This window comes from Sphingopyxis sp. (genome assembly GCF_965279725.1).
Classification (GTDB): domain Bacteria; phylum Pseudomonadota; class Alphaproteobacteria; order Sphingomonadales; family Sphingomonadaceae; genus Sphingopyxis.
This window is the reverse complement of sequence record NZ_CBDIIL010000003.1, coordinates 217737-232466: the sequence shown is the minus strand read 5'-3', so window position 1 is coordinate 232466 and position 14730 is coordinate 217737. Positions and strand designations below refer to the sequence as shown.

The window sequence follows — 14730 nt, the reverse complement described above, 5'->3', positions numbered from 1 at the left end:
CGGCGACCCGTAAGGACGGTGCAACGCAGAAGCGACGCTATCGTTATCATCAAACGCGTCCCGACTGTGAGGGAGGCGTTGGATGGCGGGTGACATCGACCGATATCGATCCCTTGATACGGGGAAGGCTCGCGTCGTTCCTTGAGGATCAGCAAAACATCGTTGCAATGGCCAGCGGGCAAGATGGCGAGGCCATCAATTCGGCCCTGTCATCGGCGCACGCAATGGCGGCGACCATCCGATCCGAAGCGACCGGGCAATGCCGCAACATCATACACCAGATCATCCGTCGCATCGATCTGATCATGGATCATGTCGCTATCCAACTCAACGAAGCAGGGCTTCGAGCAAAATTGCAGATCGACGATGCTGCGAACGAGGACGAAACAGCAGATCAGGTTTTGCTAAGTCCAGTCATCAAGGTGCGGCGTGGCCATGCGTTGCGCCTTGTTCTTCCGCCTTCAACTCCCGATGTTCCACCGCAAAGGCGCGACGAGAATTTGGTGCAGTTCGTCGCTGAGGCTCATGCGGCTCGGAAGCTCGTACTCCAGCACCCAGAACAATCGATCGCCGCCATCGCGGCAGACCAAGGTCGATGCCGTACCCGGCTTGGGAAATTGGTTGGGCTGTCCTGCCTGGCGCCGGACATTGTCACGGCTATTGTCGAAGGTCGGCAGCCCACGACGCTGACGGCCAAGTCACTGTCGGCGATCGCTCTTCCGATGCACTGGCAAGGGCAACGCAAGGCACTCGGCTTCTAGGCCTACTACCGACTGCAGTCATGAAAATGCCCGGCAGAAACCGGGCTCCTTTTTTTCTCGTCAATCTGATGAAACGGAGGATCTCTGACTGCAGGCCCGAATCTACCGCGCGGGAGTGGCGCAGAAAGGCGCGCCTTTGGGGCGCAGCCCACTTAACTCTTGGCAATTTTTGGTGTCCTACCGGACTGTCTGGTGCGGTCGAGAAGACTCGAACTTCCACGGCCTTTCGGCCACAACGACCTCAACGTTGCGCGTCTACCAGTTCCGCCACGACCGCACATCATGATGGGGCCGAACGGGTCCGGCTCCGGGTAGGAGCGGGCGCCTAGCAAAGCTTTTCGGGCGATGCAAGCAAGCTTCGCTGCATTTATTCTTGCCGGTACGAAGCCGCGCCGCCGTCCGCCGTCCGCACTCCCGCCGCACATGTCATCGATCCGACTCAAAAGAGTCACGCAAGTGTCACCGCTCTGGCGTCAGACCGTCATCGAATCACCGTAGTGGCGGCCTCACCGGGGGCGAGCCAGCATGTCTCTTCTCGTTCGCCGGTGATTTTTCATCAGGGGCGCCCGGCGGGCGTACACCGGGAACGGAGATTTTCATGGCGGCTTTCGCACGCGTTCGTTTGGTTATGCTCAGCAGCGTGGCCTGTTCCATCCTTGCGGGTTGCGGAGCCGATGGCGTCGCTTCGCCGGGCGACGGGGTGATCGTCATCCCTGCCCCGACCCCGACTCCGACACCGACTCCCACGCCGACCCCGACCCCGACCAGCGTCACCCCCGCCGCGAACTGTCCGACCATCGCCGGCCCCGACCAGCTGTCGAACCTCGGCACCATCTCTGGCCCCGGCGGCGAGTGGCGCAACTGCGGTTTCCCGACGCGGTTCACCGCGACGACGGCAATCGCGAAGGTCCCGGGCGTCATCTATTCGCTTCCCGGCCGCGTCGATGTCGGCACCGATCAGGGTGCCACGACGACCAATAATGTCGTCACCCTGACGATCGACCCCGGCGTCACGATCTTTGGCGCGACCGGCGTCTCGTTCCTCGCGGTGAACCGCGGCAATCGCATCGATGCCGTTGGTACTCGGACCCAGCCGATCATCTTCACCGGCCGCGGCAATGTCGTCGGTTCGGCGAACGACCAGACCTCGCAGCTGTGGGGCGGCGTCGTTCTGCTCGGCCGGGCGCCGATCACCGATTGCCTGGCACCGGGCGCGACGCCGGGAACCGCTGCCTGCGAACGCGACACCGAAGGCACGTCGAACGCGCTGTACGGCGGCGCGCAGGTTGCCGACAATTCGGGCCGCATGTCCTATGTCCAGATCCGCTATTCGGGTTTCATCCTGTCGGCGGCGAGCGAGCTGCAGGGACTGACGCCGTCGGGCGTCGGTTCGGGCACCCAGCTCGACCATATCCAGATCCACAACAGCTCGGACGACGGTATCGAAGTGTTCGGCGGCCGCGTGAACATGAAGCATCTGGTGATCACGGGCGCCGAGGACGACGGCCTGGACACCGACGTCGGCTACAAGGGCAACATCCAGTATGTCATCGGCGTTCAGCGCGAGGGCGGTGCGGTCGGCGATTCGATGATGGAAATCGACTCGAACGGCAACGAAGACGCGAACCCGCGCCAGAATGTCGCGATTTCGAACTTCACTTACATTCAGCGCAACAATGCGGCGGGCAACGGGGTCTCGATCCTGATCCGCGGCGGCGCCGACTATACATTTGCGAACGGTCTGATTGTGGCGCCGGGCTTCCGTTGCCTTGGCATCAACAGCGCGACGACGACCAACCCGGTGAACGGTGCGCTCGACGAAGCGGGTCCGCCGAAATTCTTCTCGGTTTCGTTGCAGTGCAACGCCTCACCGTTCCGCGGCACCAGCGGCGTGACCGATGCGCAGGTGCAGGCGATCTTCGAGGGCGGCACGAACAACCGTTCGAACTATGTGCCCTCGCTGACCAACCTGTTTGTCAATGGCGCGACCGAAACGGCCTTCACGCCCTTTGACGCCAAGACGCTCAACGCCTTCTTCGACACCACCGCCTATGTCGGCGCCGTCCGCGACGCCAACGACACCTGGTACCAGGGATGGACGTGCAACTCGTCGACCGCCTCGTTCGGCGCGACGAGCGCCAGCTGCAGCGTCATTCCGACGACCTGATCGCTCGCGATCCAATTGGGGAGCGGGCACGCCTGACGGGCTGGCCCGCTCCCTTCCTACATTATCTTGGGGACTTTCCACATGACCAAGCGGCCGATCTTCGCCAGCCTGCTCCTTCTCAGTTCGGCGCTTGTGGCGCCTGCGGTTCTTGCGCAGGATGTCGGCGCGCCGGCGCCCGACGCGCCGCCGGTTACCACCGCAGCGCCGACGACCGCAGAGCCAGCCACGGATGACGCGGTGAATGACGAGGAAGGCGATGTTTCCATCCCCGGCGGCGCCGACCAGGAAATCGTCGTCACCGGTCGTTTTACCCCCAACATTGTTCGCGCGACCCCCGAAGTCGTGTCGGTGCTGTCATCGGCCGACATCGCGCGCACCGGCGAAGGCGATATCTCGGGCTCGCTGCAGCGCGTGACCGGCCTGTCGGTCGTCGGCGGCGGCTTTGTCTATGTCCGCGGTCTGGGCGACCGCTATTCGCTCGCGTTGCTCAACGGGTCCCCGCTGCCCAGCCCCGAGCCGCTGAAGCGCGTCGTCCCGCTCGACATTTTTCCGTCGAACGTTATCGACTCGACGCTGGTGCAGAAAAGCTATTCGGTGAACTTCCCCGGTGAGTTTGGCGGCGGCGTGATCAACCTCACCACCAAATCGACCCCGCGCGAACCATTCCTGACGTTCAGCGGCGGCATCGGCTGGGACAGCGAGACGACGAATGAGCTTGGCTATACCTATTATGGCAGCGACACCGACTGGACGGGTTTCGACGATGGCACCCGCGACGTCCCCCCGCTGCTGAAAGCGGCCTTTGCCAGCGGCAAGCCGATCCTCGAAGGCGCCGATTTCACCCAAGACGATCTGGAAGCGATCCAGATGGAGCTGGTCAACGCGCCGACGACGCTGTTGCAACAGAACAACCATATCCCGGTCAACTGGTCGGCGGGCATCACCGGCGGCACGACGATCCAGTTCGCCGGCGGCGAGCTTGGTATCATCGCGACCGCCGGCATCAGCAACAAGTGGCGCACCCGCGACACGTTGCAGCAAACCTCGCTCAATCAGGATCTGTCGGGCGATCCGCAGACGAGCTACAACCGGGTCATCACCGACAATCGCGTCGTCGTGAACGGTCTGCTTGGGCTGGGGCTCGAGATCGGCGAGCATAAGCTGCGCTGGACCAGCCTCTATATCCGCGACACCTTGAAACAGGCGCGCCTCGGGCTTGGCACCGACGCCAATCAGGTCGGTCGCGACATCCTGAAGCAGGACACCGCCTGGTACGAACGTCAGTTGATCAACACGCAGTTCGTCGGCGAATTCCATTTCGACCGGTTGAAGGTGGACCTGCGCGGCGCCTATGCCAATTCGCAGCGCGAGGCGCCCTATGAACGCGGCTTTACCTATGTCCGCACCAATTTGCCGACGAGCCAGGACCCGACCGGCGACACCTTCGTCAACGATCTGGGCGGCAACCGCGGCGATGCGACGATCGCCTTTTCGGACCTGAACGAGGATCTGTGGTCGGGCGGCGTCGACCTGTCGTACGAGATCGCCTCGCACATCACCGCGACCGTCGGCTATGCCTATACCGACACCCGCCGCACCGCGGTGCGCCGTGCGTTCCAGTTCCGCGCCTCGGGCCTGCCGGTGGCGGTGACGCAGCTGCGCCCCGACTATCTGCTGTCCGATGCGACGATCCAGCTTTTCGACATCAGCCTGATCGAAACCTCGGCGCAGGACGGCACTGCGGCATTTGACGCGGGGCTCACCACTCACGCCGGTTATGCGCAGGTGCAGGCCGAACTGATCTCGGGCGTCAACATCAATGCCGGGGTGCGGTATGAAGATGCCAAGCAGACCGTTTCGCCGATCGATCTGTTCAATTCGGGCGGCGGCGCGATCGTCGCGACCGATCTGAACAACGATTATTGGCTGCCCGCGATCACGCTGACATGGGAAGCTGCGCCCGACATGCAGGTGCGGCTCAACGGGTCCAAGACGATCGCTCGTCCGCAATTCCGCGAGCTGATCGCGCAGATTTACCAGGATCCCGAATCGAACCGCCAGTTCCGCGGCAACCCGTCGCTGACCGACAGCGAGCTGTGGAACGCCGAGCTGCGCTACGAATGGTATTTCGCCAAGGATCAGCGTTTGACCGCGGCGGGCTTCTACAAGTCGATCGACCGGCCGATCGAGGCCTATACGTCGCTCAGTACCGACTCGGTTGCCAATACCAGCTTTGCCAATGCGCCAAAGGCGACGCTTTATGGCGTCGAGGTCGAGGCACAGAAATATATCCCGCTCGACACCCTGTCCGATTCGCCCTTCTGGGCCAGTCGCCGTCTTGTCCTGATCGGCAACTATACTTTCACCAAGTCGGAGATTCAGGTCGGCGCCGGCGACACGACGGTGATCAACGGTGTGACGCAAGACGCCAGCAACTTCTTCTTCGATGGCGCGCCGCTGACCGGCCAGTCGGACCATCTGGTCAATGTCCAGATCGGGCTCGAGGATCAGGACAAGCTGTCGCAGCAGACGTTCCTTATCACTTACGCAAGTCCGCGCGTCACCAGCCGCGGTCCGTCGGGTCAGCCCGACATTCGCGAAAAGCCCGGCATCTCGCTCGATTTCGTGGCGCGACAGGGCATCAATCTGCTGAACAAGGAAATCGAACTGAAGTTTGAAGCGCGCAACCTGACCGGGCGCAACTATGAAGAAGTGCAACAGGCCGGCGACAACCGCATTTTCCTCAATCGCTACAAGCTCGGCCGCACTTTTTCGCTCAGCGCGTCGTTGAAATTCTAGGAAATATAAGCCCATAGCCTTCAGGGAGGGCAGCGAGACTTGCCAGCTTGCTGGCTTGGTCGCAGCCGGTGGCGGCCATCGACCTTGCGCAGGGCCTATGCCCCCACCCCAATCCCTCCCGTGAAGCAGAAGGACTTCATGGTGTCCGCATCACGACCGGACTCGCTCGACCGTCAAAAAACTGTAATCTTCCCGTCAACTGATTGTCACCGTTCGCCCCTAGGCGATTCGCGAGACAGGTTTTTCAGTCTGGGGGGACAGGGATATTTCATGGCGACGCTGATGTCCGGATCGGCCGTTCGGTTGCCGCGTGGCTTGCCCACATGGCTGCGCACGGGTCGGCGCGCGCCGCGGGAGATCGCGCCATTGCTGTTGGCCTCCCTGCTTGGCGCTTTGCTGGTGTTCCAGCTCGTTCGCCTGTTGTGGACTGTCATCACGCCGCTTTCGCCGCTCGGCGCGTGGCAGCCGCAGGCGGCGGTCATCGCCTCGCCCGCCGAACGGCGGGCGCTGTTCGCAAGCTTCGATCCCTTTTTCCGCAGCAATGCGCAGGGGCCGGCCAGCGCGACCGTCACCGCGCTTGGCCTTACCCTGTTCGGTGTCAATATCAACGAGGCGACCGGTGGCGGATCGGCGATCATCGCGGGCGAGGATGGGGTGCAGACCAGCTACGCCGTCGGCGACGAGATCGCACCGGGGGTGCGGCTCGTCGGGGTCGCGTTCGACCATGTGCTGCTCGACCGCGGCGGCGCGCGCGAAAGCCTGTTTCTCGATCAGAGCGGCGATCCGGCGGTTGCGACGCCAGCAACCGCGCTGCCCGCGCCGACCACCGAAGTCGGTTCGGCGCCAGCCAGCAACAGCAACGCCAGCGGCGAGCTGTCGCCGGCGACGCTCAGGGCCGGGGTCGGTTTTGCGCCGCGCGCCGAAAATGGCCGGGTCACCGGGCTGGTGGTCCAGCCGCAGGGCGATGGATCGGTCTTTCGCGCGGCTGGGCTGCGCCCCGGCGACGTGGTCCGCTCGGTCAATGGCCGCCCGATCGGGTCGGCGGGCGATGCCGCGGCGCTCGCCAATCAGCTGACGCCCGGCGCCCGCCTGTCGCTCGAAGTCGAGCGCGGCGCCAGCGTCGTTCCCGTCGCCATTTTCCTCTCGAAACAATAGGTTTTATGCGGTTCAAACTGTCCCTGATGCTCGCCGCCGCGCTGATCTCCGCGACGCCGGCGCATGCCCAATATACGCTCAACGTCCGCGACGCCGACATCCGCGCCTTCATCCAGGATGCGGCGCGGATCACCGGGCGGACCTTCGTCATCGACGGCCGCGTCAATGGCAAGGTATCGGTCGTCACCGACCGGCCGTTGTCGCGCAGCGAATATTTCGAGATTTTCCTGTCGACGCTGCGCTCGAACGGCCTGGTCGCGGTGCCGGGACCGAACGGCAGCTACCGCGTCCAGCCGATCGACGGCGCGGCCGCCCAGCCGGGCCGCATCGGCAGCAGCGGCGCGGCGCAAAACCAGTTCGTCACCGAAATCATCCGCCTGCGCCACATCGACGCAGTCGCGGCGGTCGAAACATTGCGCCCGCTGGTCAGCCCTCAGGGATCGTTGACCGCGAACCGCAACGCCAACAGCCTGATCGTCGCCGACTTTGCCGACAACATCCGCCGCATCCGATCGCTCGCCTCCAGCATCGACCGCGACAGTTCGACCAGCCAGATCGTCACGTTGAAGAACGCCGGTGCGCGTGAAATCGCCGCCGCGCTGCAGGCGCTGGTGCCGTCGGCGGGCGAGGGCGCCGCAGCGCCGGTCGCGATCGTGCCGATCGACAGCAGCAACGCGATCGCGCTGCGCGGCGATCAGGCGCTGGTCGCGCGCTTTGTCCAGATGGCGAACGAGCTCGATCAGCGCGCCGGTTCGGGGACCGAATTGCGCGTCTATTGGCTGGCCCACGCCAATGCCGAAACCCTCCTGCCGACCTTGCAGCAACTTGTCGGCGGGGGCAGCGATCCGGCGCAAAAGGCAGCGCTGCCGTCGGCCGCGACATCGGGCGGCGATGGCGCTGCTGCGCCAGCGTCCGCGCCTGTGGCGACGCCCGTTTCGACCGGCGGCGCGGGCGGCAGCATTGCGACGCGCGGCCCCGCCATCGTCACCCGGTACGAAGGCGCGAACGCGATCATCGTCGCGGCCAATCCCGAAGTGCAGCGCATGCTCGGCGAATTGATCCGCCAGCTCGACAGCCGCCGCGAACAAGTGCTGGTCGAGGCGATCGTCGTGGAAATCGGCGACGATGCGGCGAAACGCCTTGGCGTCCAGTTCCTGCTGGGCGGCAAGAACATTCCCTTCGTCGCGACCAGTTACAGCAATGCGTCGCCGAACATCCTGACGCTCGGCGGCGCCTATGCCGCCAACCAGCTGTCGCAGCAGACGACGACGGTCAACGGCACCACCGTAGTCACGCAAACCAACAGCTCGCTCGGCAGCAGCCTGCAGGAGGCCGCGGCCGCCTCGCTGCTCACCGCGACCGGCGGGTTTGCGGGCTTCGCGGGCGATATCGGCAAGAACACGATCTTTGGCGCGATCATCAACGCGGTGAAGTCGGACACGACGTCGAACCTGCTTGCTACCCCGCATATCGTCACCCTCGACAACCAGCAGGCAAAGTTTCTGGTCGGTCAGGAAGTGCCGATCACCACCGGCGAGGCACTGGGCGATAATTTTGACAATGCGTTCCGCACCGTCCAGCGAGAAGAGGTTGGTATCAAGCTGGAGGTGACGCCGCAGGTCAACGCGGCGGGCGAGGTCAAATTGTTCCTGCGGCAGGAAGTGTCGAGCGTCGCCGGACCCGTGTCGTCGCGCAACAGCGACCTGATCCTCAACAAACGCTCGTTCGAAACGGTGCTGACCGTCGATGACGGCGAGATTCTGGCGATCGGCGGCTTGCTCAACGACGACGAGCGCAAGACGATCGAACGCATCCCGCTGCTCAGCGACATTCCGCTGATCGGCGAGCTGTTCAAATCGCGCAGCCGCACCCGGTCGAAAACCAATCTGATGGTGTTCATCCGCCCGACGATCCTGCGCAACCGCGAGGACAATGCCGCTCTGACCGCGCGACGTTACGGTTATATCCGTGACTTCCAACTGCGCCGGAACCCCGACGAGGAACCCGCGATCGATACGCTGGTGCGCGACTATCTGGGCGCGGTACCGCCGGTGCCGACCGAGGCGACCGCCGCCGACATCACCGTCGGCCCGGTGAACCTGCCCGAACTGCGCGGTGCCGATGGCCGGGTGATCTCGACCGACGTCCCGCCCTCGATCTCGCAGGCGCCGGCACCACCGACCGGAGAGTTTCCGTGACCGATCCCGAACCGATCGCCGTCTCCCCGGCGCCGGTCGATATTCCCTATGGCTTCGCCCGCCAGCATGGTGTCGTGATCGCCCCCGGCGAAGGCGGCGCTTGGCTTGCCACTTTGCGCGAGGGCGCCGACCCCGCGGTGCTGATCGAGGTGAAGCGCTATCTTGCCCAGCCGCTACGCGTCGCGACCGCCAGCGTCACCGATTTCGACCGGCTGCTGTCCGACCATTATGCCGTGGACAGCTCGGCGGCGGCAATGGCGGGATCGGTGGGCAGCAACGAGATCGACTTCAGCCTGCCCAGCGCCGAAGACCTGCTCGACAGCGCCGACGATGCTCCCGCGATCCGTCTGATCAACGCGATCATCGCCGAAGCCGTGCGCCAAGGGGTCAGCGATATCCATATCGAACCCTATGAAAGTGGGCTCGTCGTGCGGATGCGCACCGACGGGGTGCTGCGCGAACATCTGCGGATGCCCCCGCACGTCGCACCGGTCGTCGTCAGTCGCATCAAGGTGATGGCGCGGCTCGACATCGCCGAACGCCGCGTGCCGCAGGACGGCCGCATCGGGCTGACACTGGCGGGCAAGGCGGTCGACGTCCGCGTCTCGACGCTGCCCAGCCGTGCGGGTGAACGCGTCGTGATGCGTATTCTCGACAAGGATGCGGCGGGGATCGATTTCGACGTCCTGGGCCTGTCGGGCACCTCCGACCAGATTTTGCGCGAGGCGCTGGCCGAACCCAATGGCATCATCCTGGTCACCGGTCCGACCGGGTCGGGCAAGACGACGACGCTGTACGCGGCGCTCAAACAGCTCAACGACGGCCAGCGAAATATCCTGACCGTCGAGGACCCGGTGGAATATGCCGTCGACGGCGTCGGTCAGACGCAGGTGAACAACAAGGTCGGGCTTGATTTCGCCGCCGGCCTGCGCGCGATCCTGCGCCAGGATCCCGACGTCGTCATGGTCGGCGAAATCCGGGACCGGGAAACCGCCGACATTGCGGTGCAGGCGTCGCTGACGGGCCACCTTGTCCTGTCGACCGTCCACACTAACGATGCGGTCGGGGCGATAACTCGCCTTAAAGACTTGAAAGTAGAGCCTTTTCTTCTGGCTTCAACTTTACGTGCGGTCATCGCGCAGCGTCTTGTGCGCAAACTTTGCGATCATTGCCGCGAACCGGTGCAGGCCGACAACAGCATTGCCGCGATGCTGGGGCTCGATATCGGCACCGTCATCTGGCGTCCCAAGGGTTGCGAACAGTGCAGCGGCACCGGCTACAAGGGCCGGATCGGGGTGTTCGAGGCGATCAAGGTCGACGAGACGGTGCGCCGCTACATCTACAACGGCGGCGACGAGGCGATGATCACGCGCCATGCCTTCCTGAAATCGCCGACGCTCGCTTCGGCGGCGCGAGCGATGGTGGCGAAGGGGCTGACGACCGCCGAGGAGGCGATTCGCATCGCGCGGCGCGAGGAAATCGATGCCTGATTATCGCTATGTGGCGATCGATCCCCAAGGCCGCGAGCGCAAGGGTCGGCTGACGGCCGCCAACGACGACGCAGCGCGCGCCGATCTGATGCGGCGCAAATTTCATATCGTCGCGGTGGAGGCGGCGGGGGCAAAACCCGCCGGCCAGTCGCTGTTCGCGTTTCGCCGAGCGCGGCTGAGCAGCAAGGAACTCGCCCTCTTCACCCGCCAGCTTGCGACACTCGCCGAAGTCGCTCCGCTCGAAGAGGCGCTGCGCACGCTCTCCCGCCAGAGTGAAGCCGAAAGCGCGCGCAATATTGTCAGCGACGTCCACGCGGGTTTGCTCGAAGGCCGCCGCCTTGCCGATGCGATGGCGCGCCAGCCCGCAAGCTTCCCGCCGCTCTATCGCGCGATGGTCGCGGCGGGCGAAACGACGGGCAGTCTGACGACGATCCTTGCGCGGCTTGCCGACCTGCTCGAACGCCAGGCCGAAGTGCGCGGCAAGCTGATCGCGGCGCTGGCCTATCCGATCGTTCTGGCGTTCGTCGCGATCGGCGTCGTCGCGGCGCTGATGATCTTTGTCGTCCCGCGCGTCGTCGAACAATTCAACGACGTCGGCCAGCAACTGCCATTCCTGACCCGCGCGGTAATCGCGATTTCCAGCTTTGCCGCGAGCTGGTGGTGGCTGATCGGGCTGCTGATCGTCGCCGCGAGCTTTGGCTGGGTGACCGCCATGCGCCGTCCGGCGTTTAAGGCGCGGGTCGATGCACGGCTGCTCCGCCTGCCGCTGCTCGGCCGCCTGCTCCGCGACCTTTACGCGGCGCGCTTTGCCCGGACGCTGGCGACAATGGTTTCGAGCCGTCTGCCGCTGGTCGATGGCCTCCGCCTCACCCTGCCGACGATACGCAACGCCGCGCTGGCTAGCGCGACGGCGGCGATCGTCGATCAGGTGCGCGCCGGGGGCAGTCTGTCGGCGGCGCTACGCGATGCCGGGGTGTTTCCACCGCTGCTGGTGTATATGACCGCCAGCGGCGAAAGCGCCGGTCGGCTGGAGCAGATGCTGGAGCGCGCCGCCGATTATCTGGAGCGCGAATTCGACCGGTTCACGGCGGCTTCGATGGCGTTACTCGAACCTGTCATAATAGTCCTTATGGGGTCATGCGTTGCCCTGATCATCCTCGCCATCCTGCTTCCGATCCTTCAGTTGCAGAACCTTGCAGGCCTGTAATATATGTCCCTGATGCAGCTTTTCATTCGCCTGATGCTCGACACGTCCTTTTCCAGCGAAGGCCGCCCACCCGTGCATCGACGCCGTAAAAGAGACGAGCGCGGCTTTACGCTAACCGAATTGATGGTGGTGATCTTCATCATCGGACTGCTCGCCACGGTGGTGCTGATCAACGTCCTGCCTAGCCAGGATCGTGCAATGGTGACCAAGGCGAAGACGGATATTGCGACGCTGGAGACCGCGCTCGAGCAGTACCGTCTCGACAATCTGACCTATCCGGCCTCGACCGATGGCCTGAACGCGCTCTCCACGCCGCCGCCAGCGCTCGCGCAGCCCGAACGCTATCGCCGCGGTGGCTATATCAAGAAATTGCCCGCCGATCCATGGGGTCGCCCCTATAACTACCAGATGCCCGGTCCGAACGGCGCGGCATTCGACGTCTGGTCGCTCGGTGCCGATGGCGCCCCCGGCGGGACCGACGAAAATGCGGATATTCGCAGCGAAGGCTGAAACGCGCGCGCGTCGTAACGCCAACGGCTTCACGCTGGTCGAACTGATGGTCGTGCTCGCGATCATGGCGCTCGCCGCGACCGCCGTTGTGCTCACTATCCCCGGCGAAGAACGGAGCGTGCGCAGCGAGGCCGACCGGCTTGCCGCGCGGCTGGCAGGAGCGCGCGATGTCGCGGTGATCGAAGGGCGCAGCGTCGCAGTCAATTTCGCGCCGTCGGGCTATGGCTTCGAACGGCGCATCGGGGGCGAATGGCAATCGCTTCCCGGCCGCGCTTTTGAACAGCGCAACTGGCCGGGCGACATCCGCTTTGCGGCGGGCGACGGGCAGGGCGCGGCGCGGATCCTGTTTGACCGCATCGGCACCAGCCCGACACCGCAGGTCGTCGTGCTTTCCGGCGGCGATGCCCGCGAGATCGTGCGGGTTTCGGCGACCGGAGAGGTCAGCCGTGGGGAATGATTTTATTCGTTGTTCGCCGTCCGGCGAAGCGGGCTTTACCCTTTTGGAGATGCTGGTTGCTCTCAGCGTCATCAGCATCGCGGCGCTGGCGCTCGTCCGGCTCGATGCCTATGCGGTGCGCACCGCAGGCGACCTCGACGAAAGCACGATGGCGGGCATCGTCGCGCAGAACCGCGCGGTCGAATTGTGGACCGATCCGGCACCGCCGACGATCGGCAACAGCGCGATCGGCGTCGCCAACGCCGGACGCAACTGGCGCGTCGAACAGCGGGTTGCCAAGACCGCTGACGACGCTTTGCTGCGCATCGACCTGATCGTGCGGCCCGAGGCGGGGCGCGGGCAGGCGGCACTGACGATCATCCGGCCGTCGCAATGAACGAAGAGCGCGGCTTCACCCTGATCGAAATGCTCGTCGCGCTGTCGCTGTTCGCCGCGATCGCAGCGATGGGAGTCGGCCTGCTCCGCAGCAGCGTCGACACACAGGATGCCGTGCAGGGGCGGCTAAAGGCGATGGGCGGGGTCAACCGGCTGCGCGCGGTAATGGCAAACGATCTGGCGCAGGCGGTCCAGCGTCCGACCCGCGGCGCGGCGGGGGAGGCGGTTCCGGCTTTTATCGGGTCGGCCAACGGCTTTGCGTTTGTCCACGCCGGCGCGGGCTCGCTTGACGGCAATGGGCGTCCCAATGTCGAGCGTGTGGCCTATGCGCTGGTCGGCGGCGAATGGCGCCGCTCGACGCAACCGATGCTCGACGGTACCGCGCTTGGTGCGGGCGACCGGCTGTTGAGTGAGATTGCTGCGGTTGCCGTGCGCTATCGCGACCAGGCGGGCGCGTGGGGTGAGAATTGGACCTCCGAGCCTGGGGACCGCCTGCCGCGTGCGGTTGAGGTGCGGTTATCGCGCACCGGACGCGAGGCTTTGACGATGCTGTTCCTGACCGCGCCGACATTGCCGCCGCCGCCTCCAACGGCAGGGAACCCGGCGCCATGATCCGCCGCCCGCCCGACGAACGCGGCGCGGCGTTGCTGACCGTCTTGCTGCTTGTCGCGGTGATGGCGGTGATCGCGGCGACCGCGCTCGACCGGCTGACGCTGGCGACGCGGATCGCGGGCAGCGCCGCGGCGGTCGATCAGGGCCGCGCCTATAGCTTTGCCGCCGAACAGATTGCGTTGCGCCGTGTCGCCGATCTGGTTGGGCGCGATCCAGCAAAGCTGACGCTGGCGGGCGACTGGCTGGGCCGCGATTTCGTCCTGCCGTTACCCGGCGGCGAGGGCCGCGCCAAGCTGAGCGACGCGAACAATTGCTTCAACCTCAACAGCCTGGTTGCGGAGACTGTGCCCGGAACGTTCAGCCAGCGATCGGGTTCGATGCGCCAGTTTGCCCAGTTGATGACTCTGTTGGGAATCGATTCGGGGCAGGCGATTGCGGGTGCTGCCGCCGACTGGATGGACAGCGACAGCAACGACGGCCCGCTGGGCGCCGAGGACAATGTCTATCGGTCGATGCCCGGCGCCTATCTGCCCGCCAACCGCAAGATGGCCGATGTCAGCGAATTGCACGCGGTGCGCGGCGTCAGCCCGAAGATTTACGCGCGGCTCAAGCCTTGGATTTGCGTGTTGCCGGTGACCGAACCGGTGCGGCTGAACGTCAACACATTGGCGCCCGAACAAGCGCCCCTGGTCGCCATGCTGTTGCCTAGTGAAATGACGATCGCCGATGCGCGGGCGGCGCTGGCGGCGCGGCCTGCGGGCGGCTATGGCAGCAGCGTGCGATTCTGGGAAGCGGGTCCTTTCAAAGGGCGCAAACCGCCAACCGATGTCGCGGAGCAAGCGGGAGTGACCAGCCGCTGGCTGACGCTGACGACGAATGTGACGATGGGGGACGGGTTTTTGACGGCAGTTTCGCTCATTGATGCCAATGGCGGGGCGCCGTCCGCCGGGCTCGCGCCGCCGATGATCGTCCGGCGCGATTGGGGTGAAGCCGACTGAC

Annotated in this window: 12 protein-coding genes and 1 tRNA gene; 12 read left to right on the top strand and 1 reads right to left on the bottom strand. The window is 64.9% G+C overall.

The window, feature by feature from the left end:
* Positions 1-89: 89 nt before the first annotated feature.
* Positions 90-761 (top strand): hypothetical protein, encoded by a 672-nt coding sequence (locus ACQY6T_RS09930; protein WP_428630625.1) that lies wholly within the window; start codon positions 90-92, stop codon positions 759-761.
* A gap of 190 nt (positions 762-951) precedes the next feature.
* On the opposite strand, the gene ACQY6T_RS09925 is transcribed toward ACQY6T_RS09930, so the two are convergent.
* Positions 952-1038 (bottom strand) — tRNA-Leu (locus tag ACQY6T_RS09925).
* A gap of 321 nt (positions 1039-1359) precedes the next feature.
* Here ACQY6T_RS09925 and ACQY6T_RS09920 point away from each other — a divergent pair.
* The 11 genes from ACQY6T_RS09920 (at position 1360) to gspK (ending at position 14729) form a co-directional block, all read left to right on the top strand.
* On the top strand, positions 1360-2928 hold the full coding sequence (locus ACQY6T_RS09920) for a hypothetical protein (RefSeq protein WP_428630624.1): 1569 nt from the start codon (positions 1360-1362) through the stop codon (positions 2926-2928).
* Positions 2929-3009: 81 nt separating this feature from the next.
* Positions 3010-5727, top strand: coding sequence for a TonB-dependent receptor domain-containing protein (locus tag ACQY6T_RS09915; RefSeq protein ID WP_428630623.1), 2718 nt, complete (start codon positions 3010-3012; stop codon positions 5725-5727).
* Positions 5728-5997: 270 nt separating this feature from the next.
* Positions 5998-6882 (top strand): type II secretion system protein N, encoded by an 885-nt coding sequence (locus tag ACQY6T_RS09910; RefSeq protein ID WP_428630622.1) that lies wholly within the window; start codon positions 5998-6000, stop codon positions 6880-6882.
* Between the two features lie 5 nt (positions 6883-6887).
* Positions 6888-9080 (top strand): type II secretion system secretin GspD, encoded by a 2193-nt coding sequence (gspD, locus tag ACQY6T_RS09905; protein WP_428630621.1) that lies wholly within the window; start codon positions 6888-6890, stop codon positions 9078-9080.
* Positions 9077-10570 carry a GspE/PulE family protein gene (locus tag ACQY6T_RS09900; protein ID WP_428630620.1) on the top strand — a complete coding sequence of 498 codons (1494 nt, stop codon included), beginning with the start codon at positions 9077-9079 and terminating at the stop codon, positions 10568-10570. Before gspD ends, ACQY6T_RS09900 begins: the two co-directional genes overlap by 4 nt.
* The gene (gene gspF, locus ACQY6T_RS09895; protein ID WP_428630619.1) at positions 10563-11777 is read left to right on the top strand and encodes a type II secretion system inner membrane protein GspF; all 1215 of its coding nucleotides are present in this window, start codon (positions 10563-10565) and stop codon (positions 11775-11777) included. Before ACQY6T_RS09900 ends, gspF begins: the two co-directional genes overlap by 8 nt.
* 33 nt (positions 11778-11810) lie before the next feature.
* Positions 11811-12287 carry a type II secretion system major pseudopilin GspG gene (gene gspG / locus ACQY6T_RS09890; protein WP_428632621.1) on the top strand — a complete coding sequence of 159 codons (477 nt, stop codon included), beginning with the start codon at positions 11811-11813 and terminating at the stop codon, positions 12285-12287.
* Complete coding sequence (locus ACQY6T_RS09885; RefSeq protein WP_428630618.1) at positions 12262-12744, top strand: GspH/FimT family pseudopilin; 483 nt, start codon at positions 12262-12264, stop codon at positions 12742-12744. Before gspG ends, ACQY6T_RS09885 begins: the two co-directional genes overlap by 26 nt.
* Positions 12734-13120 carry a type II secretion system minor pseudopilin GspI gene (gene gspI, locus ACQY6T_RS09880; RefSeq protein ID WP_428630617.1) on the top strand — a complete coding sequence of 129 codons (387 nt, stop codon included), beginning with the start codon at positions 12734-12736 and terminating at the stop codon, positions 13118-13120. Before ACQY6T_RS09885 ends, gspI begins: the two co-directional genes overlap by 11 nt.
* Positions 13117-13731, top strand: coding sequence for a type II secretion system minor pseudopilin GspJ (gene gspJ, locus ACQY6T_RS09875; RefSeq protein WP_428630616.1), 615 nt, complete (start codon positions 13117-13119; stop codon positions 13729-13731). Before gspI ends, gspJ begins: the two co-directional genes overlap by 4 nt.
* A complete protein-coding gene (gspK, locus tag ACQY6T_RS09870) occupies positions 13728-14729 on the top strand; it encodes a type II secretion system minor pseudopilin GspK (RefSeq protein WP_428630615.1) in 1002 nt (333 codons plus the stop codon). The genes gspJ and gspK overlap by 4 nt, the downstream gene beginning before the upstream one ends.
* Position 14730: the final 1 nt, after the last annotated feature.